The 24,718-nt window shown below is 41.0% G+C and carries 16 protein-coding genes and 5 pseudogenes; 13 read left to right on the top strand and 8 right to left on the bottom strand.

Annotated features, from left to right (window positions below):
• Positions 1-54 precede the first annotated feature (54 nt).
• Both AC0KVP_RS07260 and AC0KVP_RS07255 read left to right on the top strand, forming a co-directional pair.
• Positions 55-630, top strand: a complete 576-nt coding sequence (locus AC0KVP_RS07260; protein ID WP_473339972.1) for a chromate transporter — start codon at positions 55-57, stop codon at positions 628-630.
• Positions 627-1,142 carry a chromate transporter gene (locus AC0KVP_RS07255; RefSeq protein WP_126036202.1) on the top strand — a complete coding sequence of 172 codons (516 nt, stop codon included), beginning with the start codon at positions 627-629 and terminating at the stop codon, positions 1,140-1,142. The genes AC0KVP_RS07260 and AC0KVP_RS07255 overlap by 4 nt, the downstream gene beginning before the upstream one ends.
• A gap of 147 nt (positions 1,143-1,289) precedes the next feature.
• Here the strand turns inward: AC0KVP_RS07255 and AC0KVP_RS07250 are convergent, their stop codons facing one another.
• Genes AC0KVP_RS07250 through AC0KVP_RS07235 form a run of 4 tightly spaced genes read right to left on the bottom strand, consistent with a single transcriptional unit; the run spans position 1,290 to position 10,138 of the window.
• A complete protein-coding gene (locus tag AC0KVP_RS07250; RefSeq protein ID WP_473339969.1) occupies positions 1,290-2,687 on the bottom strand; it encodes an efflux transporter outer membrane subunit in 1,398 nt (465 codons plus the stop codon).
• Positions 2,688-2,708: 21 nt separating this feature from the next.
• Positions 2,709-5,816 carry an efflux RND transporter permease subunit gene (locus AC0KVP_RS07245; protein WP_473339967.1) on the bottom strand — a complete coding sequence of 1,036 codons (3,108 nt, stop codon included), beginning with the start codon at positions 5,814-5,816 and terminating at the stop codon, positions 2,709-2,711.
• Positions 5,813-8,926, bottom strand: a complete 3,114-nt coding sequence (locus tag AC0KVP_RS07240) for a multidrug efflux RND transporter permease subunit (protein ID WP_473339965.1) — start codon at positions 8,924-8,926, stop codon at positions 5,813-5,815. Before AC0KVP_RS07240 ends, AC0KVP_RS07245 begins: the two co-directional genes overlap by 4 nt.
• A 3-nt stretch (positions 8,927-8,929) precedes the next feature.
• The gene (locus tag AC0KVP_RS07235) at positions 8,930-10,138 is read right to left on the bottom strand and encodes an efflux RND transporter periplasmic adaptor subunit (RefSeq protein ID WP_473339961.1); all 1,209 of its coding nucleotides are present in this window, start codon (positions 10,136-10,138) and stop codon (positions 8,930-8,932) included.
• 296 nt (positions 10,139-10,434) lie between these two features.
• Between AC0KVP_RS07235 and AC0KVP_RS07230 the strand changes: the two genes are divergently transcribed.
• The 3 genes and pseudogenes from AC0KVP_RS07230 to AC0KVP_RS07220 form a co-directional block, all read left to right on the top strand.
• Positions 10,435-10,950 carry a sigma-70 family RNA polymerase sigma factor gene (locus AC0KVP_RS07230; RefSeq protein ID WP_168159751.1) on the top strand — a complete coding sequence of 172 codons (516 nt, stop codon included), beginning with the start codon at positions 10,435-10,437 and terminating at the stop codon, positions 10,948-10,950.
• Positions 10,951-10,970: 20 nt separating this feature from the next.
• Positions 10,971-11,927: a FecR family protein gene (locus AC0KVP_RS07225; RefSeq protein ID WP_473339959.1), complete on the top strand. Its 957-nt coding sequence runs from the start codon at positions 10,971-10,973 to the stop codon at positions 11,925-11,927.
• 66 nt (positions 11,928-11,993) lie between these two features.
• Positions 11,994-14,345, top strand: a pseudogene (locus tag AC0KVP_RS07220) (TonB-dependent siderophore receptor); the annotation flags it as partial.
• A 9-nt stretch (positions 14,346-14,354) separates the two neighbouring features.
• Here the strand turns inward: AC0KVP_RS07220 and AC0KVP_RS07215 are convergent.
• Positions 14,355-15,380, bottom strand: coding sequence for an IS30-like element ISAba125 family transposase (locus tag AC0KVP_RS07215; protein ID WP_004994718.1), 1,026 nt, complete (start codon positions 15,378-15,380; stop codon positions 14,355-14,357).
• Positions 15,381-15,451: 71 nt separating this feature from the next.
• On the opposite strand from AC0KVP_RS07215, the gene AC0KVP_RS07210 reads away from it, so the two are divergent.
• Entirely contained in the window at positions 15,452-15,658 is a 207-nt protein-coding gene (locus tag AC0KVP_RS07210; protein WP_473340452.1) for a helix-turn-helix domain-containing protein, read from the top strand.
• Between the two features lie 608 nt (positions 15,659-16,266).
• Here AC0KVP_RS07210 and AC0KVP_RS07205 read toward each other — a convergent pair.
• The 3 pseudogenes from AC0KVP_RS07205 to AC0KVP_RS07195 form a co-directional block, all read right to left on the bottom strand.
• A pseudogene (locus AC0KVP_RS07205) lies at positions 16,267-16,389 on the bottom strand (putative metallopeptidase); the annotation flags it as partial.
• A pseudogene (locus AC0KVP_RS07200) lies at positions 16,349-16,825 on the bottom strand (hypothetical protein). The pseudogenes AC0KVP_RS07200 and AC0KVP_RS07205, both read right to left, overlap by 41 nt.
• Positions 16,826-18,643: 1,818 nt before the next feature.
• Positions 18,644-19,130 (bottom strand): annotated as a pseudogene (locus AC0KVP_RS07195) (hypothetical protein).
• A gap of 26 nt (positions 19,131-19,156) precedes the next feature.
• Here AC0KVP_RS07195 and AC0KVP_RS07190 point away from each other — a divergent pair.
• From AC0KVP_RS07190 to AC0KVP_RS07160, 7 genes and pseudogenes are all read left to right on the top strand, one after another.
• Positions 19,157-19,435, top strand: a complete 279-nt coding sequence (locus AC0KVP_RS07190; protein ID WP_473339957.1) for a hypothetical protein — start codon at positions 19,157-19,159, stop codon at positions 19,433-19,435.
• 89 nt (positions 19,436-19,524) lie between these two features.
• A complete protein-coding gene (locus AC0KVP_RS07185; protein WP_473339955.1) occupies positions 19,525-20,883 on the top strand; it encodes a multidrug DMT transporter in 1,359 nt (452 codons plus the stop codon).
• Positions 20,873-21,913, top strand: a complete 1,041-nt coding sequence (locus tag AC0KVP_RS07180; protein ID WP_473339953.1) for a phage baseplate assembly protein — start codon at positions 20,873-20,875, stop codon at positions 21,911-21,913. The genes AC0KVP_RS07185 and AC0KVP_RS07180 overlap by 11 nt, the downstream gene beginning before the upstream one ends.
• Positions 21,910-22,404: a phage baseplate assembly protein domain-containing protein gene (locus AC0KVP_RS07175; RefSeq protein ID WP_473339950.1), complete on the top strand. Its 495-nt coding sequence runs from the start codon at positions 21,910-21,912 to the stop codon at positions 22,402-22,404. The genes AC0KVP_RS07180 and AC0KVP_RS07175 overlap by 4 nt, the downstream gene beginning before the upstream one ends.
• A 7-nt stretch (positions 22,405-22,411) precedes the next feature.
• The gene (locus AC0KVP_RS07170; RefSeq protein ID WP_473339947.1) at positions 22,412-22,774 is read left to right on the top strand and encodes a phage GP46 family protein; all 363 of its coding nucleotides are present in this window, start codon (positions 22,412-22,414) and stop codon (positions 22,772-22,774) included.
• Positions 22,775-23,824: a baseplate J/gp47 family protein gene (locus tag AC0KVP_RS07165; RefSeq protein ID WP_473339945.1), complete on the top strand. Its 1,050-nt coding sequence runs from the start codon at positions 22,775-22,777 to the stop codon at positions 23,822-23,824.
• Positions 23,821-24,339: pseudogene (locus AC0KVP_RS07160) on the top strand (hypothetical protein); the annotation flags it as partial. The gene AC0KVP_RS07165 and the pseudogene AC0KVP_RS07160, both read left to right, overlap by 4 nt.
• Positions 24,340-24,718 lie beyond the last annotated feature (379 nt).

The following is a 24,718-nucleotide window of genomic DNA, read 5'->3' as shown; positions in this document are numbered from 1 at the left end:
TTCAACATATCTCTACAGGTTCATACTGAGCTCATTCAACAAAAGGTGAAAGACATGAACACTGAAGTGCTCCCTGCTGAACAAATAAGCCACCCGACTTCTCGGGAACTTTTTGCAGGCTTTATGAAGCTGGGACTCATGGGCTTTGGTGGCGTACTACCACTTGCACACCAAATGGTTGTAGAAGACCAAAAATGGCTCAACACGGAAGAGTTCACGCACTTATTGGGTGTTTGTCAGATCCTCCCTGGTGGAAACATCATTAATATGGCCGTTGCCATTGGTTATGAGTTTCAGGGGGTTAAAGGTGCTATTAGTGCTGTTCTCGGGTTGATTTTTGCACCGACGGTGATTGTGATTTTGCTGTATCAGCTCTATAGCCAATTTCAAAGTATCCCCATGATTCAGCACATGATACAGGGACTGGCAGCGGCAACAGCAGGTTTACTGTTTGCCATGGGGCTAAAAATGCTGAAACCCATTCTGAAAAGTTACCTCACGATCTTTACCATTGCGCTGACCATTGTCTTTATGCTGATTATTAAGATTCCTTTGGCATTAACGTTACTGATCTCAGTCAGCATCAATGTCGCAGTCTTAAGCTTGAAAAAAAGAGGAAAAAACGCATGATTTTACTCACCTTAGCCATCGTTTTTACCCAGCTTTCTATATTGGCCTTTGGTGGCGGCAATGCAATTTTGCCTGAAATGCAACATCAAGTGGTCGAAGTGCATCGTTGGCTTACTGCCACAGAGTTCAGTACCATGTTTGCCATGGCTCAAGCGGCACCGGGCCCCAATATGATGATTGTACCTTTGGTCGGCTGGCATGTGGCTGGACCTGCTGGACTGTTCGTGACTTCATTGGCGAAGTTTGGGCCCTCTTCTGTACTGACTATATTTGCACTCAAGTTTTGGAATCAGTTTAAGGATCACCCGCTACGTAGCATGTTTGAAAAGGCGTTGAAACCAATTACCGTTGGCTTGGTTTTAGTCAGTGCCTATATTATTGCCGCTGCATCTGCTCAGAACTGGTTACTTATCGCGATCGTTATCGTCGCTACTGGTTTAAGTTTAGTGAAAAAAATTCATCCACTGTGGGTCATGCTCTTTGGAGCAATGTCAGGCGCACTGTTTTTATAAACGGTGTGTCATAAAAGTCAGTGTTCAATAACACATACTTTCTATTTTATTGTTACCTTCAAACGAAATTAAGCCTTACATCTGGTGCCCAAGATGTAAGGCTTAATTTCGTTTGGGCAAATAATCATGTGAAAAGAAAGCAAGTGTTTAGGAAATATTTCCACCCAAAGCAGTCATTAATTGCGCTGTATTTTTTAATTGGATTTGTTGCAACTCTAATGTGCTCTGTTCAGCTTGCAGCCTTAAATTCTGCGCCGTGACCACTTCCAAATAACTGACTAAACCTGCGTTATAACGTCGCATCACCACTTGTTCATTTTCTTTAGTTAGTTGCAGTAACTGAGCTTGTTCCAGTTGCTGTTGTTTCAAACTTGAAGTTTGCATTAAGGCATCATCGACTTCCTTCCAGCCCGTAAGTACGGCTTGCTTATAGACTGCTAATTTTTCGTCATAACTTGCCTGCGCTTGGGCAATTTCAGCTTGACGTTTTCCACCATCAAAAATAACCGAAGCCGCTTCTAGTCCCGTAGACCATAAATATGTAGGGGCTTGGAACAACTGACCCAACACTTGACTATTTAAACTCGCATTAAGACCAATATTAATATCTGGCAACCAAGCTGTTTGCGCTAAACCCAACTGTGCATGTGTACTCGCAAGCTCCCGCTCTGCACGAATCACGTCGGGACGTTGCATGAGTAAACGACTTGGTAGCTGCGCGGGTACAGTAGGAATACTCAAACCTTGCTGTCGTTTTACCAATTGAAACTGAGCCACACTTTTACCCTGCAAGACTGCCAGCACATTTTCCTGTAAATTGCGTTCACGCTGCATTTCGATCTGCTGTATTTGCACTTGTTTCAACTGTGTTTCTGCCTGTATCACATCTGCCCGCGCAATCATCCCTGCTGTATATTGGTTTTTTAAAATTTGCACTGAACGTAGGTAACTTTTTTGGGTTTGCTGCAATACATTAAGTTGCGCATCCAAAACACGAATGTTCCAATAAGCCTCTGTCGCCAATAACTGTTGATTCAATTTTACTGCGGCTAAATCCGCCTGCACCGCTTCTAAATTTGCCTGTTGTCCTTCTATGGCTTTCGCCACACGTCCCCAGACATCGGGAATCCAGCTGGCCTGAACCCCTGTACTATACTGGCTGTTTGGAGAAGTATGCTTTACTCCATTACGTTTAGCAGCACCTTCTAAACTTAAACTAACAGAACGACTGGCTTTTTGCTGTTCAAGTAAAGCATTTGCTTGTCTATAACGTGCCTCGGCCTGTTTCAAATTTAAGTTTTCTGTATTTAACTGTTGCAGCAGTTGGCTTAAAACAGGGTCTTGATAAATATTCCACCATGCGATTGTCGCTCCTTTTAAGCCTGCTGTTTCTGTCCAATTGAGCGCAGCATATTTATATTGCTCATCCGCCTGAATTAGCAGTGTTTTATATTCGGGAGGACGTACGACCGCCGTAGAACTACATGCAGTCAACAACAACACACAACTTAGGCTGAAGACATTTTTATAAACCAAACCTGACATTCTATTTTCCTATTTCTTTATCTATTTGCCTAAGCTTTGAAGCACAAATTTACGTTTAAATCTCGAACAAGATTCAGCCCATTTTTCAAAGAGCAAATACAAAACAGGCGTTGTGTACAAAGTTAAGAGCTGCCCAAGCGCTAAGCCGCCCACAATGACCACACCCAAAGGCTGACGTAACTCAGCCCCCTCACCCCAACTACAAGCCAGCGGAATTGCACCCAATAATGCTGCGGTATTGGTCATTAAGATCGGGCGAAAACGCAGAGCCGCCGCAGACAATACAGCTTGATATGCCGACTTTCCTGCACGCCGTTCGTATAAAGCAAAATCAATCAATAAAATGGCATTTTTCACTACGATACCAATAAGTAAAAACATGCCCAACAATGCAATCAGGGTAAACTCAAAGTTAAATATCCATAAGGTCAACAGTGCGCCCAAAGCCACAGCGGGTATAGTCGATAAAATCGTTAACGGATGCACCACACTTTCATAGGTCACCCCAAGCACGATATAAATCAACAAAATTACCGCAAGAATTAGTAACGGTGTACTTAAGCCCGCTTGTAAACTTTCTGCTTCTACATCTTTATCCGTGGTCATAAAAACGTTGTTTGGCAACATCACTTCAGTTAAGACAGATCGGATCGCGGCATCGGCCTGTTCATAGCTATAGCCCTGTTTCACCACATAACCAATACCCATCGCGGCATATTGATTACGTCTATACACTCGATCATTGGTAATTCCATAGGACCATGACGCAAAGTTACGTAATGGCACAGCCTGCCCATCTTTATTAGGAACTTGTACATTGGCTAAGGATTCAGGATGTTCCGTGAAGTGCTTATCTACTTCCATGACCACATGAAACTGTTGGGTCTGATCATAAATGGTTGAAATCTGGCGCTGTGAAAATGAGTTATTCAGTACACTCGAAATGCTTTCAATATCGACGCCCAAACGACGTGCCACTTCACGGTCTACATCTAGTGTGACATGCTGTGCACCTTCATCCCCCATGGTTTCCACTTCCTCAAGTTCAGGCAGTTTTTGCATGGCCTGCGCGACTTTCGGCACCCATTTTCGTAACTCAGCAACATCATCCGACTGTAGTAACAGCATGTAGTCTTGCCCACTGCCACTTGAAAAAGGATCATCCAGTTCTAATTCTTGTTCCACACGGGCTGAGAAAATTGCCCCAGCCTGCCACGGCACATTTTGTTTCATACGCTCAACAATGGCATGCGAGCTTTGCCCCTCACGCTCTGCTTTGGGTCTTAAACTCACCATGAAAAAGGAATTGGTGGTTCCGCCTGCTCCCCCTGATGTTCCAACCACATCTTTTACAGCAGGGTCACTCAACAAGCTTTGACTAAAGGCTGCAATTTTGGGTTGCATAATTTGAAAAGAAAACCCGTCATCACCACGAATAAAAGCCTCAATCCGTCCTGTATCCTGCTCAGGCAATACCCGTTTAGGGAGGTGCTGATAAACATAGAATGAAGCCCCAATCGCACCCAACCAAAATAAAATCACAACATAGCCATGTGCTAACATCCATTTTAAAGATGTTAAATAAGCAAGATTGAACTGCTGCATGCAACGATGGCTAAATTGATATAAAGGCTGATGTTGGTAGCTATCTAGCGGTTTTAAACAACGAGCAGATAAGCTTGGTGTCAGCACCAAAGAAACAAAAACGGATAACACCACAATAAAAACTAAGGTCAGTGAAAATTCGCGGAACAGTCGCTCAATCACACCGCCCATAAACAGCACTGAAATGAAAATTACCACCAAAGCCAAATTCATGGCCACTAAAGTCAGCCCCACCTCCTGAATCCCTTTAATGGCAGCCTGTACAGGAGAGTCTCCCTGCTCAATATGACGCTCAATGTTTTCCAGCACCACAATCGCATCATCCACCACCAATCCTATAGCGACAATCACCGCCATAATGGAGAGATTATTGAGCGAGAAGCCTGCCAAATACACCAAACTACAAGCCCCGACCAAAGTCACCAACATGGCAATACTCGGCACAAGAGCACTTTGCATACGCCCTAACATTAAAGCAACGACAATAATGACCAACAGCATGGAAAACAACAGTGTATCTCGGGCTTCCGCTAAGCCTGCGCGAATGATTTCAGAACCATCCATTACCGTAGTCAATTGTGCATCTGCGGGTATGAGTGATTTTAATTCAGGCAGTTTTTCTTTGATTTGATCAATGGTCGCCACGGTATTGGCATTGGGTTGACGGCTGATTTTGATAATCACCGCAGGTTGACCATTATGAAAACCACTGACGTAGCGGTTTTCAACAGAGTCTTGCACCTCCGCCACATCTTTTAAACGTACGATTGCTTGAGCATTACTATGAATCACCAAGTTGGCAAAATCTTGCGCTTGTTTTAAATCATTCGACAGTGCAACTTGCCAACGAAGTTGATCGGTTTCAACCACGCCCAACGCTTGTACTGTATTACTTTTTTCAATTGCAGTACGGACTTGTTCCAATGAAACGCCCTGTGCAATGAGCCCATTTGGATTTAAAGTGATTCGCACCGCAGGCATAGATGCGCCATCAATTTCAACCTCACCAACTCCACTCATCTGCGCAAGATTAGGCTGGAGTTGATTGCTGGCAATTTCATATAATTTACCCGCAGATAAATGCTCTGAACTCAATGCCAAATAAAAAATTGGGCTTTGGCTTGGATTAACCTTGAAATATTCAGGTGGACTAGGCATTCCTGATGGAAGTTGCGACATTGCAACATTAATAGCGGCCTGTACTTCTCGTGCTGCTTCATTGATATCGGTATCTAAGTCAAAGTGCAAAGTCACTTGCGTTGCATTTTGACTACTAGATGAATTAATCGCTTTTACCCCAGAAACGCCCATCATGGCCCGTTCTAAAGGTGTTGCAACGGTCGCCGACATACTCTCAGGACTTGCCCCAGGTAAACTGGCCCGCACCACGATGGTCGGAATATCTGCCTGAGGTAAGGATGCCACGGGTAAGCGGAAATACGCCAATACGCCAAGCAATACAATCGCTAGGCCCAATAACACACTAGTAACAGGACGATGAACCAAAGCGGAGAGTAACTTCAAAACTCGCTCCTTGTTTCATCAAGTTCAACGAAAGGCAACGTCGGCTTTTGAAAAGCATGCTGTAAACGATCAAAAAACAAATAAACCACAGGCGTGGTAAATAAGGTCAGCACCTGACTTAAAATCAAACCACCAACCATGACAATCCCCAGAGGCTGACGTAATTCAGCTCCAGAACCTGATGCTAACATGAGTGGAATAGCACCGACCAATGCCGCCAATGTCGTCATTAAAATGGGGCGGAATCGCATCAACGCCGCCTGATAAATCGCTTGCTGAGGTGAAAGACCATCTTGGCGCTGTGCTGCCAAGGCAAAGTCCACCATCATGATGCCGTTTTTCTTCACCAAACCAATCAATAAAATAATGCCGATTAAAGCAATCATATCGAGTGGTCGATCTACCATAAACAGCGCCAATAAAGCCCCTATTGCCGCAGATGGTAAGGTTGAAAGAATAGTGATGGGATGAATAAAGCTCTCATACAACATCCCAAGCACGATATACATGGTCACAATCGCTGCGATCACCAACCAAAAGGTATGCTTTTGCGAGTTTTCAAATGCAGCAGCAGCCCCTTGTAGCTGAAGCTTAACTTCTGCAGGTAAATTGAGCTGCTGCTCTACACGTTGAATGGCTTGGATAGCATCTCCCAAGGCCACGTCTGTTGCAAGATTGAAAGAGATAGCATTGGCAGGAAACTGTGCTTGTTGCTGTAAAATAATCGGGACTCGTTTTTGCACAATGCTTGCCACAGAACTGAGTAAAATCGGCTCTCCACTGGCATTATGGATATAGGTTTGCTCTAAAGATTGAATACCTTGAGTTAAGTCTGGCGCAAGTTCTAAGACAATGCGGTACTGATTTGACTGGGTATATAGAGTCGCAATTTGCCGCTGTGCAAATAGATTTTGCAAAGCCAAACTAATGTCTTCTACCGTTAAGCCGAATCTCGCTGCTGCATCTCGATTGACATTAATATACGCCTGTAAACCTTGCCCACCGTCTTCGCTACTCACTTCTGCAAACTCAGGTTGTTGGCGTAAAGCATCTACCAAAACAGGTGTCCATAACGCTAAGTCTGTGTTTTTTGCTGACGTCAAACTGAGCTGATATTGAGTACGACTAACTTTATCTTCAATACTCAGCTCTTGCACAGGTTGCATCCAAGCACGAATACCCTGAACATGACCCAACTCTCCACGCAGACGTGCCATGACTTGATCTGCACCTTCTCGTTCAGCATGTGACTTTAAGTTAATAAGAATTCGGCCATTACTAAGTTTCGGGTTATTGGCATCAATACCAATAAACGAAGATAGGCTTTCAACTGCTGGATCTTTTAAAATTTCAGCCGTTAGTGCTTGCTGACGCTCACTCATGGCTTGAAATGAAATATCATCTGGGGCTTCTGTCACTACTTGGATAACGCCACTGTCCTGCACAGGGAAAAAACCTTTAGGAATCATCCAATACAAGAACCCTGCGAATAACACTGTACTGAGCATAACGGCCAGTGTCAGGGTTTGATGCTGAAATATCCATTGCAAAGCTTTTCCATACTGCTGAATGATGCCATCCAGACTCCATCTATTCGCTGAAATTTGATGCTCTGCTTCTTTTAATGACGCTTTGCCTTTGAGCAAATAAGCGCACATCATCGGCGTTAAGGTTAAAGAGACCACTAGAGAAATTGCTATTGCAGCCGCCAAAGTCACTGCAAACTCATGGAATAACCGTCCGACTACATCGCCCATAAACAACAGTGGAATGAGAACAGCAATCAATGAAATGGTTAAAGAAATGAGCGTAAAACCTATTTCCTTCGACCCTTTGAGTGCCGCTTGCATCAGGCTTTCACCAGCTTCACGATGTCGTGCAATATTTTCCAACATCACAATCGCATCATCCACCACAAAACCTGTGGCAATGGTCAGCGCCATTAAGGTCAGGTTATTGACTGAAAAACCTAAAAAATACATCAGTACAAAGGTACCAATGATCGACAGTGGAACAGCAATACTCGGAATAATGGTGGCAGATAAATTTCTTAAAAAGAGAAAAGTCACCATGACTACTAAACAGACCGCAAAAACCAATTCCTTTTGCACATCGTGGATTGAACTACGAATACTCTCTGTACGGTCGGTCAGGACTCGAATTTTGACATTTTCAGGTAAGTTCTTTTGCAGCTCAGGCAACAGCTGTTTAATCTGATCGGCCACTTGAATCACGTTGGCATTCGGTTGACGCTGTACATTCACCAAAATGGCGGCTTGACTGTCTGCCCATGCCGCCATATAGCGGTCTTCACTGCCTTCAATCACCTGTGCCACATCTTTTAATCGAATCGGCGCACCGTTATTCCAGCGTAATATGAGGCTTTCATAGTCGTCAATTGAACGAATTTGATCATTGGCATCCAGCATGGTACTGCGATAGGGCCCATCAAAACTGCCTTTGGGTTGACTGGCATTGGCAGCATTGATTGCGGTGCGGACATCTTCGGCACTCATTTTATAAGCGGCAAGCGCAGCAGGATTCATTTGCACCCGTATTGCTGGTCGTTGCCCACCAGCAAGGCTCACCATACCCACACCCGTGAGTTGAGAAAGCTTTTGTGCCACCCGAGTATCTACCATGTCATAAACCGTGGTGAGGGGTAAAGTCTCTGAACTTATCGCTAATGTAATGACAGGCACATCGGCTGGATTGACCTTTCGATATACAGCTGGCGTTGGCAAATCACTTGGCAATTTACTGCTGGCAGTACTTAGTGCAGATTGTACTTCTTGCTCCACTACGCCCAGTTCAGCACTTAACTCAAACTGTAAGGTAATGACAGATGCCCCGACAGAACTCTGCGAAGACATTTGCTTTAAGCCCGCAATTTTGCCCATTTCTCGTTCAAGCGGTGCGGTGATAGTCCGTTGTACCGTGTCGGGGTTTGCCCCAGGCTGAAAGGTATAGACCTGAATAATGGGGTAGTCGACCTGTGGTAAAGCCGACACTGGCAAAAGCCTCCAAACCAATAACCCACTAAACAGCAAAGCCAGCATCAACAACGTAGTTGCGACTGGACGGACAATAAAGAACTTTGAAATATTCATGTCTTATCCAACAGCAGGTTTTGATGTGGCCATGGCTTGAGGTTGATCCGAGACAATTTGAACTTCTTTGCCTTCTGCAAGTCGGTCAATCCCTTCTAAAACCACCTGTTCCGTACCGTTTAAGCCTGTTAAAACTTGAATCTGACCATTAGAACTTAAACCCAAAGTGAGCATCCGAATTTCTGCTTTTTTCTGCGGATTGACGATATACACATAGGTGCCTTTGGCCCCATGTTGCACGGCGTCACTTGGAATACTGATGGCATCTTGAACGGTATGTACATTTAAACGAACATTGACAAACTGATTGGGAAATAAAACATCATCACGATTATCAAAAACTGCCTTGATCTTTAATGTGCCTGTATTGGCGTCAATCTGGTTATCCAAAGCCTGTACATGCCCAACCGCAAGTTGCTTTTGTTCTGCTTTATCCCATGTCTTAACGGGTACTTGATGTCCCTGTTTCATGTTTTCACGCAAATGAGCCAAATCATGTTCAGCAACTGAAAACTGCACATAGATAGGGTGAACTTGGGTGATGCTGACCAAACCTGTCGTATCATTGGCCTGAATTAAATTGCCTGCATCTTTCTGCTGAAAACCAACTCGACCATTAATCGGTGAATAAATTTTGGTATAAGACAATTGTAATTTGGCTGCATCTACCTGTGCACGATTGGCCTGTATTTGCCCTTTCAACTGATTGACTAAAGCGAGCTGTTGCTCAACTTGTTGTTTAGCAATTGAGTCTTGCTTAAACAGCAGTTGATAACGTGCTAACTCAGTTTCTGCATTTCGTAGTTGAGCTAAGTTTTGCTGTTGTGTCCCCTCTGCTTGTGCCAGAGCTACCTGAAATGGCGCAGGGTCAACTTGAGCAAGAAGTTGTCCTTTTTGAACAGTCTGACCTTCTTTAAAATAAATCTGCTTGAGAACACCCGAAACCTGAGTTTGAACATTCACTGTATGGGTCGGAACAACTGTACCGATGGCTTTAATTTCCACCTGCAAGTCTTGTCGCTGCACAGGCACAACACGTACAGGGACAGGTTTATCCCATTGACTATATTCTTCGCTAGGTTGAGACATAGCTTTTTTCCAATACAGCCCTCCCATACCTAACAATAAAATGACAATGATGAATCCAATCCAAAGTGTTCGACGATGAAGAAAATGTTTTGTTGGGTTGTTATTGTTCAATGGCTCACTCATTACATTTCCTATTCATTACAAAAAATTCTCGCCCAACACATACTGTTAAAAATCGGAAGATCCATACATTTTTTTAAAATTTGATCAAATTAAGTATTTAAAAAATTGAAACTTCCTATCACAAATCACGCATATCTATTAATAAGACGAATGAAAACAAAAAACAGCTCACGCTAAATGTTGCGATTTGTAATTGCATTTAATAATGATTATCATTAATATTCAGCCTTTCATTTCTTTATCCCACTTTTACTGCTGAGATTCAGGATATTTTTCTAGGGTCATGAGTTAAAAATATGAACTTAAATGTCCAAAAAAAATTGTGGTTTAGTCATCTCTACAACACCCATCAAACAACCTTGTTGTCATGGTTCAAACACAAACTGCAACACCATCATCAGTCTGAAGACCTGAGTCAGGAAGTGTTTTATCGTGCTCTGAAAAGTGAATATTGTTTTGAAAAAATTAAAGAGCCTCAAGCATGGCTCATGGGTATTGCTAAACATGTGATCATTGATCACTGGCGGCATCAGCATGTTGAAAGGTTGTATTTAGATGCGTTGGCACAGCTACCAGAAAACTACTACCCTTCGGCAGAACATGAGGTGTGCATTCGAGAAACCTTGTATCAGGTTCATCGTATGCTTGAGAAACTACCGACGCGTACATCTCAAGTCTTTTTATTGTCTCAGTTAGATGGTCTGACCTATCGAGTGATTAGCGAAAAGCTGAATATTTCTGAAGCAACGGTAAAAAGAGATATGAAGCAGGCTTTTTTAGCCTGTATAAGTCTTTATAATCCAACCGACTAATCGATTTCCTTACAACTGCTATGTCACAGCCTTCCCCCCTTTCTGAAAGTATCTTAGATGCAGCCACTGATTGGCTGGTGCTGATTCATTCTGGGGAAATCACCGAAATACAACTACAGCAATTTGAGCAATGGAAGTCTGAAAGTAAGGAACATGCTTTAGCCATTTCGCAGATCGAACATTTTACACAAGGTTTATCAGGTTTACCTTCCTCTTTCCAACCTGATGCATTAGTAGTGTCTAAGCAAAAATTTAATACTTCTTTAAAACACAATATGCTGTTTGGGCTGTCGGGCTTTTTAGTCCTTGGTTTAAGCGCATATAGTATGCCTTGGGCAAAGTGGCAAGCCGACTACCACACCCAAGTGGGTGAAATTAAAACAGTGCCTTTGACTGACGGCACGAAGCTGATTTTAGCCAGTAACAGTTATGTGAATGTCGACTTTTCAAAACAAACTCGACAAATTGAATTGGTGGAAGGCGAAATTTATATTCAGACGGCAAAAGATCCCCAGCATCGCCCATTTATGGTCACTACCCAAGATGGCAAAATTGAAGCACTGGGTACGCAATTTACCGTTCGCCAAGAAGACCGACATCGCACCAAAGTCAAAGTTTATGAACATGCAGTAGCTTTATACCCTGCTGAAACAACTACACGAAAACTTTTACAGCAAGGTCAACGTACCAGTTTTGATGCCAGTTCAATTTCAGTCATCAACCCGCTTCAAAATGACCAACCCTATTGGACACAACACTTACTGGTCGTAGAACAATGGCCACTTAAAAAAGTATTGGATGAATTGTATCGTTATCAAAATGGAACTTATTTTATCAATCCTGAGTTAGAAAAAGTCCGTGTTTCTGGGGTATTTTCATTAAAAAACCCAAAGCAAAGTCTAGAGAACTTGGCCTATACCCATCAGCTTGAATTGGATTATTACAGTGCTTATTTATTAAAAATAAAAAAAAGATAAAAATTTGACCCTTTTTTTCAACTGACTCGACTTATACAGAAATACACTCCCAGTCGAGAACACCGCATGAAGGATTATCAGGCAAAAAGTAGATTAGCGATGGCTATTCGCGCAGTTTTATGGAGCATGCCACTTATGGCAGGAAGCTTCGTTACTACTGCTGTTTATGCTGCCACAACGTATCCTGTGAACATTACTCAACTCCCTTTAGATGAGGCGCTAAAACAACTCGCAATCCAAACAGGGACTACCATCAGCTATGACTCAAAGACCCTCTCAAATTTGCAAGCGAAGTCGCTAAAAGGTAATTATGCAGTCGATCAAGCATTGGCTGCATTATTACAACCTCATGCTTTGGTTGCAGTAAAAGTCAACAATGGCGGTTATAGTATTCAAGCAAAACAACGAGTTCAAGCTCAAACAAGAGAAGTTCAACTTGAAGCCATTCATAGTCAAGCGAATAACGCTTCGCGTGTAAACAGTAGTCAAGTGACCAGTGCAGATGGAACTGCTCAACTGACAACGATTTCTTTAAAAGCAAACTCAGGCAATAACTTAACGACTGAAGGCTCCGGTTCTTATACAGCCAAAGCCACCACAGCCTCGACGGGTTTGGCACTTTCACTCAAAGAGACGCCACAATTGGTGAGTGTCATTACCCGCCAATAAATGGAAGATCAAAACCTGACGCAACTGACCGATGTTGTTTCACAGGCCGCAGGATTAACCATTAGCCAAAGCGGTAACATCGGCAGTGATAATTCGCCTATTTATGCACGTGGTCAAACGGTTGATAACTATTTGCTCGATAGCGTAAAGCTGATAAGTTCATATAGCAGTATTTTCCAAAGTCAGGACACTGCTTTATTTGACCGTGTTGAGGTGGTGCGTGGTGCCAATGGTTTAATGACTGGTGCAGGCTCTGCCAGTGCCAGTATTAATATGGTAAGAAAGAAACCTTTACAAGATTTTAAAGCCTCTATTAGCGCTAGCGCAGGTTCATGGGACACTTATCGTACCGATGTCGATGTCTCATCTCCATTAAACCAAGCAGGAACCATTCGCGGACGTACCGTTTTAGCCTATCAAACGGGTGACTCTTATATTGACCGCTATAGCGAAGAACGTAAAATTGCCTATGGTGTTATTGAGGCAGACCTCACAGAAAAAACCAAAGCCAGTTTGGGGGTTAGCTATCAAAAAATGGATATTTCAGGTATTGCCCGTGGTGGTTTACCTTCATTTTATACCGATGGCACCTTAATTGATTGGTCACGTTCGGACTCAAATGCTGCCAGTTGGAGTGAGTCTGATCGGACAACAACAGCTTATTTTGCAGATATAGAACACCAGTTTAACGAACGCTGGAAACTCAAAGGTACAGCCTCCAGAACCATTACTGCTTCTGATGAAATTGTCGGCTATGCTTACGCCTATTCAGGAATTGATAAACAGACTGGCAGCGGTGCATTACTTTATGGATCTCACTGGGACTACGAACCCACTCAAGACCTCTTTAACTTAACCTTAAATGGTTCATTTGACTTACTCAACCAAAGCCATGATGTGGTTTTAGGCACCACCTATGCCAGAAGTAAAAATAAACGCCCAACCTATTCAGGTTGGAGTGTAAATACTTTGGATAATATTTTCGAATGGGATGGAAATACGCCTACACGTCCTGAAATGCCGATTGGTGGCTGGTACAGCAATGATGAGAAAAGCCAGTCTGTATTTGGTGCAATACGCTTAAAATTGGCTGATCCACTGGCAGTGATTTTAGGAACACGTTTAGAAAATTGGCAACGTACAGATAAAGACTACACTGCCTCAAGTCAAGAACTAGTTCCGTCAACTCGTGAAGAAAAGAACAAACCCATTCCTTATGTTGGCATAACCTATGACTTAACAGATCAATGGACAGGTTATGCAAGTTATACCAATATTTTCTTACCACAAGACAAGCAAACCACCACAGGTAGCTATATCGATCCACTGGTAGGAAATAGCACAGAGCTGGGGATTAAAGGTGAATTCTTTGATAACCAACTAAACTTCGGTGCTGCGATATACCAAACTCAAGAAGATAATAAAAGCATTGCAATAGAGGGGGAAACTGCACCAAATGGTTCTCAAGCATACCGTACAGAATCTGGGACAAAAAGCAGAGGTTTTGAGTTAGAAACTACAGGTAAACTGACGGACACTTGGCAACTTTCTGCAAGTTTTTCACGTAATCTTTCTCAGGACAAAGATGGTAAAAACTTAAATACCAATATTCCAAACAATACCGCTAAATTATTTAGCACTTATACTCTGCCTTATTTCGACGAAGCATTAACAGTCGGTGGCGGACTACGCTGGCAAAGTGAAATTTATCAAGATAATGAGTCAAATAAGACTCGATTCACACAAGACAGGGCGAATTCAAACATGAGGTGCGACAGTTTCAAAAGCCATATGATAATCAACAAGCTGAGCAAATTTCTCTAATGGTGTAAGCCAATCTAACGCCTTTCTAGGACGAGTATTCAGTGACATGGCAACTTGATTTAAATAATGCTGATCTGCCTGATTTAAATCAATCCCTTTAGGTAAATATTGCCTAATTAAACCATTCATATTTTCGCATGTGCCTTTTTGCCAAGGTGAATGTGGGTCACAGAAATATACATCTATGCCTAAATCTTCTTCGAGTATTTTATGTTCTGACATCTCGCGTCCACGGTCATAGGTCAACGTTTTACGCAGTTCTGCAGGTAAATATTTCAGAGCTTCAGTTAAAGCCTTGCGCACTGATTCTGCCTTTGCATCAGGTAATGTTGCCAAGATACAGAGCCGTGTATTTCGTTCAATAAGTGTTGCTATCGAACTTTTATTGTCTTTACCTTTAATTAAATCAGCTTCCCAATGACCCGGTATTTTTCTTTCTTGAACTTCGGCTGGGCGCTCATGAATAGTTTTAATATCCTGTAATATAGAATCTTTTTTAGGTTCACCGTTAGCTTTTCGCTTTTTATTTTCATGACGCAGACAGGATAATAAGTCTTTTTTCAACTCACCCTTTGGTAATGCTCGTATCGTTGAATAAATCGTTGTATGGCTTACATTCATTGTTTGATCCAAATCAGGAAATGTCTTTAAACGCTTTGCTATTTGCTGAGGAGACCATAAACAACGGATCGCTTCAACAATAAATTTCCAGAGGATTGAATCGATTTTGAGTTTTCTGTGACCACGTCTACGTCTAGCGAAGGTGTTATCAGAAGCATATCGAGCTTGATAAACGTCATTGATGCTATTTCTTTTAAGCTCACGATAGATCGTACTAGGATGTCTTTTAATGAGTTCAGCAAATTTTCTGGCTGAAAAGCCTTCTTTTCTTGACTCAAGCATTAATGCAGTACGATCTTCAAAGTTAAGATGATGGTATGACAATTTTATATACTCCATAAACCCTTTAAATTAATTAGGTGGTTTATGTCGCACTTCAAGTTTTACTCTGCCCCTTCTAAAATAATTTCATATTTGAATCAAAAATCAAGCCTCTCAGCAAAAGTGTTAAAAAGGTTGGACGCCCTGAAAAGTTAAATATAAAACAACAAAAAGAAGTCAAGGATAAATTTAAAAATGGCTATAGCATTTATTCTATAGCAAAAGAATATTCTGTCAATCGAACCGTTATAAATCGTGTTTTAAAGAAGTCAGAAATAGAAGAAAATTTAATTTAAAAATAAATTTTAAATATCAACCAGCTCACTGGTAAAATATTTTTATTTAATTTTTTAGGTCGATAATAGATTTATTTGATTAAAAAGTTATGCAGATAAATTTAAATATACAGTTAATGAGACTATTTATTACCTTTACTTTCGAATATTAAGGACGTAAAAATAAAACACTATTGAACATAAAATATATAATTTTATGATATAGTGTATACCTTAGTAAAGTAATTCAGAATTAAAAAAATCATAAAGAGCTTTTAGAAAAGCAAAATAAAGAAAGCAATAATTCCTATCTAATCTAAATCCCATGTGTTAGATTGTTTTGTCTTGGTTCACTTCTCTAATGCAGGAGATATGTAGTAATGTCCCTCTACTCTCTTTATTTCCTAAATTTACTCTTGCCATCTTCGACTCGTTAAAACGGACAACATACTCATAATAATGATCAACTAACTCCTTAAAGGTAAATTTCAGCGTAATCCCTTACTCTTCTGATTTTGCACTCTAAAAATCTCGTCTCAGCCCGGTACACACATTCTTTAATTGTGTTACGTATGTAAGAGATTCTTTTTCAATCAATTTGGATTTAATACTTAACTGTAACTCTCTAAAATTTTTAGAAAGTTTTTAATCACCCATTCTTTTAATTCCACGGCGGGCGCAAGGCGAATTGCTTCTTCTTCCTCAGCCTGATCAATGAGATCCGTCGGTGGGAATGGTCTGATCTGTTCCATTGAATATTTGTCTCTTTAAGTTTTTCAGCCATTGCGATGAGAAATTAGATTCAATCTGAAGCGGCCCAAATTCATCAATCTTGTAGCGATTGGCTGACTCAATACGAACAACTGTATATCCCATCGAAGCAGCGTCATCATATCGGTCTAGACTCCAAGCCTTATTCGTCAATTTCCCACGACAACCACCAGACCAAGGACCACCTGAAATCTCAACTAAGATTCAATGTTCAATTAAGTGGAAATCAAAACGCCAATGCTTAGTAGATTTAAATTGGAATGTCTTTTCGTATTTAATCCCGAGCACGCCTAAAGCATGTTCAAATTTTTCTTGTGCTTCTAAATATGCGTCTTTTGCTTTAGGTAGAGGTTTAGAGCGTGGTTTCGTTTTAGATAGACGTTTTTTGGTTTTCCAGAAATAGTCATCTGCGTTCATATATTGCGCCCATTAAAAAAACCATCCGAAGGTGGCTTTTACTCAATTCACTAGCAAGTTGGACATTACTCATTGGTTGCCTCATTGCTGCCCTTTTCTTTGACACAAGATCACCAGTAAGTGAAATTTCACTAATTTTTATTTAGATACAATAAAAGTATTATTTTTTGTTTAATTACAGTTAATTAATATTATGATAATGTATATAAAATTGGATTTTAGTGTGAGGTAAATCTCATGAATAGGGCCTTATGTATAATAATTATGGTTTGCTTGATCACCTTAATCCTTGCTTGTCTTGGGTTATGGGTTTACTCAAAAGACATATTCTTTTTGGGTATTGGAGTGTTGTTAGCAATTGCTTTGCTTTTAGTATCCCTAGAATTTAAGAAAATAAAAAAGGATCCTTTTTCTTAACACCATTCAATAAGAAAAGAAAAACCTCGCCAATAATGCATATTGCGCGGGGTTTCATGTGCCGTAATCTGTTCGGCTAATTTATTTAACTTCTTTCACTTTAAGACAATTTCTGTAAACCTTTAACTCACCATCTTTACAATGATGAATCTCCATCACACCGTGTAAGCCAAATAAGCATTTCAATAATTGGAACATTTAACACCACTCTCAATTAATATCCGCGCATATTGAATATTTAGACAAAAAAAACCTGCAACTTGGGGAAGGTGCAGGATGAAACTGGATAACCCAGTTAAAGTGGAGAATCGTAAAAACGAGAGAATATTATCATTATTCATGTTTTTAACGATCGTTATAATGTATATATTTTGTAAGTTTAATCACATAAATTTAAATATATGGCTTTTGGTTTTACTTTTAAAACTTACCAAATGGAATTATTCAGCAACAAAAAAGCCCATCAAATGATGAACTTTTACGGTAACTAAGTGAATTACTATAACTTCGTCCACTATAACAGAAATATGCCATACACCTTGATCAGGCTCAACACTCAAAGGGAAAACTATTTCAGTCTGCCATACCTTTTACCCATCAGATCATAAGCAACCGAGAAGCCCCTCAAAGATATAACCTCCTCGTATTCCTCTCCATCCCACTCATTAAATCTCGCATATTCGGTTTCCCCAACTCTCATTTGGTTAATTATTTTAGTTATAGAATTTTGCCAAATATTCCTTTCGTTTTATGGTGTTGATTCTTATCAATCCTTATGTATGAGAACTTATATAAATTTAATTTTTTAATGTCTGAAGAAACAGTTAGCATTGTTCCACTTTTAGAAGACTTAATAATACCTAATACAAACTTACCCATAACACATTACTTCTCATCAGTAATTGAGTCTATTGAGCAAGAAACTTTCCAACTATTCTCATACGGTTTTTCATTGTAATTATTCAAGACAATCGCATCATTGTTGTATACATGGAAATATTATTTGGGAAGTCTTTTATTTCGGAATAAACATCATCTTTAGCAAGATAAACAACTCTTGAATCAGAGAAAATTGGTTTTATTTTTAGTTTTGCATAATCCTCTGGTTTTACAATTACCGTAGAATCCTCATTCTGAGTAGACCTCACAAGAACATTTGAATCACGATACAAATCATTGGCTTCTGGTGAGTAAGTTGCTCAATCCTATCAGAACTATGCTTCGCTTGAGATAACTCCACAAGTTCAGCCTTTACCATTTGCGAACTATAAATATACTTAAACCGAAAGGTAGAACCCAATTAGCATTATTAAAAAATCTTTTAGCATTAGAAATCATGTGGTTAATTCATTGATTATTTTCACACAATTCTAATGCATTAATTTAAAATTTAACAAAGTGTTATTTAATTCTTATTGATATATAACTATAACGCGCATGCAACGCTGCTAAACCACATTTAACATCCATTCGCGCATTCATCTGGGTTCGCTCTTCTGTGGCCATAACTGACCATGAACTCCCATAGAAATATCGACAAATAATAGCATTCATCCAATATTTCAGACTACCCTTGCATATCTAGAATTAAGCGCTGCACAGCTCGTGCTTCATTGTCATCAATTAAACAAGTTGTTTTTGAGCGCATGAGTTTTGGTTTAGTAGCCGAAAGAAAATGGCCTGCAATAATCTTCTCCCTTTGTTCATCCGACAGCTTTTGAATTTTCTGTTTGACTACAGCCTGATCCATTGCAACCGCAATTGGATTTACACATTTTACACATATCCCAGAGACTGAATTCATCCAAGCTCCAAACTGATGCAACCAACCCTCCAAATCAAAACGTGTCCAATCTACTGCTTGCATAATCGTTACTGCAGCCGTCATCCCAAATCCCCTACCATCTTATCTATTTGCTCAATCGCTTTGCGGGCGAGCTCACTGAGTTTGATGATTTGGACCAGTTCCCTGCCACTGTTTTTGCTAAATCGGGTTATGAGTTTTGCATCAAGATTGATGAAATCACAATTAATAGTTTCACTTTCTTGAAACCTTACACGCTTGATGAGTTAGAGGAAGGACAAGACATTTTTCTAATTGGCAATACTGGCAGCATTGTAAAAGGTCAGTTTATTCCTGAATACGAAGAGCTGGTATTGGCGGTAAAAATGGTTCTGTACAACGAGATCTAACCAATGCTGAATTGCAAGCTAAAGCCTTTCAAAGTTTGCTAGGCATTGAAAACGAACTGGTTATAAAGGTCGTTGATTTTCATACATTCATGAAACCGACTACTAAACCTAAAAAAGCACCTCGTAAAAAGAGTGAGTCTCCAGTGGAACAACTTGAACCGGCTCAAGTTTCAAGTGAAAAGCTGGGTGATGAAATAGAAACGGATCCAGTGAAAATTGTTGATTCATTCACCACTCAGATCAATGAATGTGTAAAAGTTGAATCTGTTTTATCACTGCGCTACTCATTCTCTGCAAATGGTTATCTTGAGCGGGAACATGTTCAGCCTTTATTTGAATTGGTAGAAGCCAAGTTGATTGAGTTAGATCCAAAGCAATATACGCCAAAAGCTGAAACTGAAAATTTATCTGTAGAAGTACTCAAGAAATTACAACAGGATGCAGAGGGTCTGATTAAGGGCGTTAATGAACAAGCACAAGTAGATGAAAATCGTATAACGCTTTTAAATGACTTACTTGATCATAGCGTGAACGAAGACGCTGACAGTCCCGACTTTTGTAGCTTCAGCATTAACTTTTTAGTGGCCAAAACTGAAAAGCGTGAGCTTTTTATTCCAGTTCAAACCACCACAGAATTGACTGCTTTAGATGTGATTGAATCACCAGCCAATCAATTCAAAAAGACTTTAGAAAAACTAAAAGCGCTACAACCTGAACAATTTTATAGCGTTGTAAAAGACGTTAGAGATGCGTTGCAAAGCGTTAGAACTGGTCTGAATTTAGCCAAAGCAACCAGTATCGATATTCTAAGCCCAGATGCCTGGGCGACTGGCCTTGTGGATGATATTAGTCGTCTAGTTAATTTTGATTTTTCAATTTCAGCTTTATCTCAATGGCGTGATGTCATCAAACGTGTTGAGCGTTTTGATCATATTTTTGATGTAACCTCCAATCCAAAAGAGTTAAAACAACTTTGGCGTGCAACACAAGTAGCTTCCGTTGTTGGTATTACTCAGCAAGTCATTCAAAAAACACGTGATGAGATGCTGGAGCTACAAGGTAAGCCAGTACAAGACCCAACAACACAACAGAATCAAATCAGCATGACTCCGATGGATCTTGCCAAAGTTCGTGCGAGTACACGTGAAAAGATTCAAGCCGCTATTCAGGCTGAGCGTGAATATGGCAGCCTCGATCTAGAAGCTGTCTCATTGATACAAAATTACAAGCACATCGCTGATCAAATCCATTTACAGATTCAAGAGCTCATAGAAGTTCGTCCTCCGATTATTACGATGGTCATCCCTGTGCCTTGTACCTTCCATTGGTTAGCACATTATCTTTATGAAGATATGACACGTGCAGCTGAAATCCGTCGCCTAAATCAGGATATTGAAAACCCTGCCCTCCTTTTAAAAGGCATGGAGGTCTCAGTTTATGCGCGATAAAAAAGTACGTCTGATTATTGCTGGCCTTGAGATAAATACATGGGATATGGCTTCAATTGACAGTGCTATTGATACGCCTGCGGATGCCTGGTCATTTTCTCTATTTGATGAACAAGATCATGTATTGCCTGCTGGCGTTAGAAAAGGTGCAAAAGTACAACTTTATTATGGCAATGAACTGTTGCTCACTTCAGTAGCCGATCAAGTCCAAGAAAAGGTAGACCGTTCTGGTTATGCCCTTTCTATTTCAGGTCGGGACTTGGCAGGCCAATTGATCGATTGTTCAGTACCTATTTTTAATGGCCGCCAAATGACCCTTGATGAATTGGTCAATAAATATGTGATGGGTGGTGATTTAAAAGGCCTCTTCAAAGGGACAAATATTCAAAACAATGCCTGGCTAAAAAATAAAGTGAGTGTTGAACCCGAAGAGAATATTTGGGACGCAATTGTTAAAGCGGCAGCTGTGACTGGACAGCATGTTTGGCTTGAACCTGACAGTACTTTGTCAATTGGTGATCCATTTATCAATGCCTATAAAGTGGCGACTGCCCTACGTTTGAATAAGCCTGATAACAACAATAATGCCTTAAGTGCTGAATACACTGAAGACGGATCTAACGAATACTCAGAGATTAAATTGCTGGGTCAAGATGGCAATGCCAAAAACTTGAGTGCGTCGTTTAAATCCAACTCTAAGGCACACAATCGCTTAAAAATTGTCACGATGGCCGATATAGAAACACAAGCTGAAGCCACTACTACCATCGATAAAATCAAAAAAGATAATGATCTTCAAGCCTATCGCCTTTCTTCTTCTGTGCAAGGCTGGGAGGTGGACGGACGTGCTTGGTCAACTGGTTTTTATGTGAATTTTGAAAGTAATCGGATTACACGTGCTACAGCCAAATGGGCAGTTATGGGATGCACATTCACGTTGTCTCGTAGTGCAGGCATGTTGACTCAAGTCAGAATGCAACGCCAGGGCGACTGGGCTCAGCCTTTACTGCACAAGGAGACGCGTAAATGATTGATGCGATTCAAAAGCAAGTCAATAAAGGCCTTGGTCAGATCCGACAAGCCTTTTTAGGTCTCGTATCCCGTGGCGGTTCCAGTTCGGTTCAATTGGAAGGTTACACCGATGAAGTGCTGGAAGATGTTGAGGTTATTCAGCACGTAGGTTTTGCATCTTACATCCCTGAAGAAGTGAAAGTTGTGCTCATCCCTCAGCAAGGCAAAACATCTAAAGCCGTTATCGTTGCCACAAAAGGCGGTGCAATTGTGGTTGATGTTGCTACAGGTGAAACCTGTATTTATGACCAATTTGGGCATTCAGTTTGGCTCAAAGAAGATGGCACGCACATTAAAGGCGACTTATTGGTGGACGGCAATATTGAATCAACCCAAGACATTAAAGCAGACGGTCAGGTTCAGGACCACAAAGGAACCATGCAACAAATACGTGACACATACAACGGGCATGTCCACGGTAGTTCATCTGGCCCGAATAAGGGAATGTGAGGTCAGTATGGCAAAGATTGATTTTTCTAAAAAAGACTATGAGTTAGCCAGCTTGGATCAGGCTTTTACTCAGGATGAAATCCAAAGTGTTTTAATCTGTCTATACCAGCACCGTGGTAAGCATTTTGCCCGTCCTGATCAGGGTAGTTATCTATTTAAATTACGTCGTTCCAAAGATGTGGAACGCAATAAAGTTTTAGCCCGCCAATATGCTGAACAAGCACTTCAGCATTTGGTTCCGAGTCGTTTTCGTTCTATCGAAGTCAGTGCACGTCGCAGTGAATCAGGTCGGATTGATCTAAGCATTAATTTAGTCAAGCTCACAGGCCAATCACAAGTCATTCACTATTTTGTTCCTGTAGGTGTCTAAATGTTCCCGATCCTTAACTTCTATCAAGTTCATCAGATCATTGTTCAAGAAATCCGTAATCGTAAAGGCTTGAGTATTACGGCTGATTCTGATGCTTCAATACGTGCAGATGGAACAGCCTCAGTTGTTGAAGGCCTATATCAACATCAGAACTACATTCAGCGTCAACTTTTTGCACAAACTGCTGATGAGGCCTATTTATATATTCATGCTGAAGAAGTGGATGTGCCACGTGCTCCAAGTGGTCGAGCTTCAGGTTCAGTAAAGGCCATTTCTAACGTTGAAGTCACCCTGTCAGGAAATCAAAAAATAACTGATGGTAAAGGCCATTTTTATACCGTAACTCATGCCGTTCTATTGGGTGCAAATCAAGAGACCGTTGTTTCAGTTGAAGCAGATCAAATGGGTGCTGCTTGGAACTTTAGTGGCGATCAGATGATCTGGGTAAGTCCTCCAGCGGGCTTACGTGGGACTGCGGATGTCGTTTCTATTGGTGGTGGTACGGATGTTGAAGATGTAGAACTATGGCGTGAGCGTATTTTAACGCGGAAGCGTTTGGGTTCGCATCGTGATAGGCCGTTCGACATTGAAACCGATCTGAAAGAAGTACCTGGCGTAAAGCATGTTTATGTTTACCCAAAACGTCGTGGGCTTGGTTCAATGGATGTGGCTATTACTGCTGCGGGCAACCCTCCTGCCTTACCTAGTCCTGCATTGATTTCAGCGGCTCAACTTGTCCTTGATGCAACCGCTGGCTTTTGGGCTGATTGCCGTATTTACTCCCCTACACTTCAACTTGTAGATGTGACTGCGACAGTGACAGGTGCTGGCGTGGATCTAGAAGAAGTTCGCAGCATTATTCGAGAATATTTTGCAGAACTTGGTCCAGCACAGACATATCAGGAATCTGTTTTAAATGCCCGAATTATGAATGTTTTGGGCGTTTCTGATGTAGTGCTCACACCGCCTAGTAATGTAGTACCCGTGGTCAACTGGATGCACACCTATTGGCTTCGTTTAGGCAATCTTGATGTGAGATATGCCTTATGAGCTTAGAACAAACCGCTGAGCTTTATGCATCTGTTTTACGACAGCTTTTACCTGAAGGTGTATATGACACGGCTGAAATGACCCATGTTGCAGATGATATTTACGCCCATGCTAAAGCCTTGGCACAAGCCGATATTGATGCACATCGCCTGCTTCAAGTTTTGGAAACAATTCCAGTCGATCTATTAGCTGATTACGAGCGAGAATACGGCTTACCGATGCAATGTATGGTGCCAGGTAGTCAAACGATTGAAGAGCGCATTAGCGTTTTAAGATGGATTCGGCAGCGCCGTAATGTGATGAATCGTGAGTATCTTGAACAGATTTTAGCGATTTTTGGTGTCACTTTAGTCGATGTTGTTAAGCACCGTCCAATGCTGTGTACAGCCCCTTGTAACTCTCCAGTAAATACAGAGCGTTTACGTTACAAAGTTCTATTGAGACTGCAATATCCTATGACCGCTGATATGAGCTGTATTATTGAAAATTATTTGCCTGGTTATTTACGGATTGAATGGGTCGTCGATATGCCATGGGGTGAGTGGATTCTTAATTCAGGTTATGAATTGAATAGTGATAATATTCACTATACCGCATATAAAACTAATCAACGCGATTTTTATGACAGTTATGCTGATTTTGACTTAATCACTGCTTTAGTGCGTTCTTTTCATGATACTGATATGCAGCAGTGGCAAGCAATCAAAGACGCGGCCAATCAATTGACTGGGGTAACGAATTGGGTGATTGATGAGGCAAACAATCAGATTACGTATATAAACATGTCTAGTATTACCAACCCTTTAGATCCAGCATTAGCATATTATTGGAAATTTAATGGGTTATCCAACCATGTTGAGCACGATTGTACTATAGCACTCAACTATGCAAATA

The organism is Acinetobacter sp. DL27 (assembly GCF_055810995.1).
The sequence above is the reverse complement of the archived record's forward strand: the minus strand, read 5'-3'. Positions and strand labels throughout refer to the sequence as shown.

Excerpts from the sequence above, each read along its gene's own strand:
- AC0KVP_RS07250 (WP_473339969.1), bottom strand. The coding sequence starts at position 2,687 with ATGTCAGGTTTGGTTTATAAAAATGTCTTCAGCCTAAGTTGTGTGTTG.
- AC0KVP_RS07235 (WP_473339961.1), bottom strand. The coding sequence starts at position 10,138 with ATGAGTGAGCCATTGAACAATAACAACCCAACAAAACATTTTCTTCAT.
- AC0KVP_RS07165 (WP_473339945.1), top strand. The coding sequence starts at position 22,775 with ATGTTCCCGATCCTTAACTTCTATCAAGTTCATCAGATCATTGTTCAA.
- AC0KVP_RS07230 (WP_168159751.1), top strand. The coding sequence starts at position 10,435 with ATGAACTTAAATGTCCAAAAAAAATTGTGGTTTAGTCATCTCTACAAC.
- AC0KVP_RS07225 (WP_473339959.1), top strand. The coding sequence starts at position 10,971 with ATGTCACAGCCTTCCCCCCTTTCTGAAAGTATCTTAGATGCAGCCACT.
- AC0KVP_RS07185 (WP_473339955.1), top strand. The coding sequence starts at position 19,525 with ATGAAACCGACTACTAAACCTAAAAAAGCACCTCGTAAAAAGAGTGAG.
- AC0KVP_RS07175 (WP_473339950.1), top strand. The coding sequence starts at position 21,910 with ATGATTGATGCGATTCAAAAGCAAGTCAATAAAGGCCTTGGTCAGATC.
- AC0KVP_RS07255 (WP_126036202.1), top strand. The coding sequence starts at position 627 with ATGATTTTACTCACCTTAGCCATCGTTTTTACCCAGCTTTCTATATTG.
- AC0KVP_RS07240 (WP_473339965.1), bottom strand. The coding sequence starts at position 8,926 with ATGAATATTTCAAAGTTCTTTATTGTCCGTCCAGTCGCAACTACGTTG.
- AC0KVP_RS07260 (WP_473339972.1), top strand. The coding sequence starts at position 55 with ATGAACACTGAAGTGCTCCCTGCTGAACAAATAAGCCACCCGACTTCT.
- AC0KVP_RS07180 (WP_473339953.1), top strand. The coding sequence starts at position 20,873 with ATGCGCGATAAAAAAGTACGTCTGATTATTGCTGGCCTTGAGATAAAT.
- AC0KVP_RS07215 (WP_004994718.1), bottom strand. The coding sequence starts at position 15,380 with ATGGAGTATATAAAATTGTCATACCATCATCTTAACTTTGAAGATCGT.
- AC0KVP_RS07170 (WP_473339947.1), top strand. The coding sequence starts at position 22,412 with ATGGCAAAGATTGATTTTTCTAAAAAAGACTATGAGTTAGCCAGCTTG.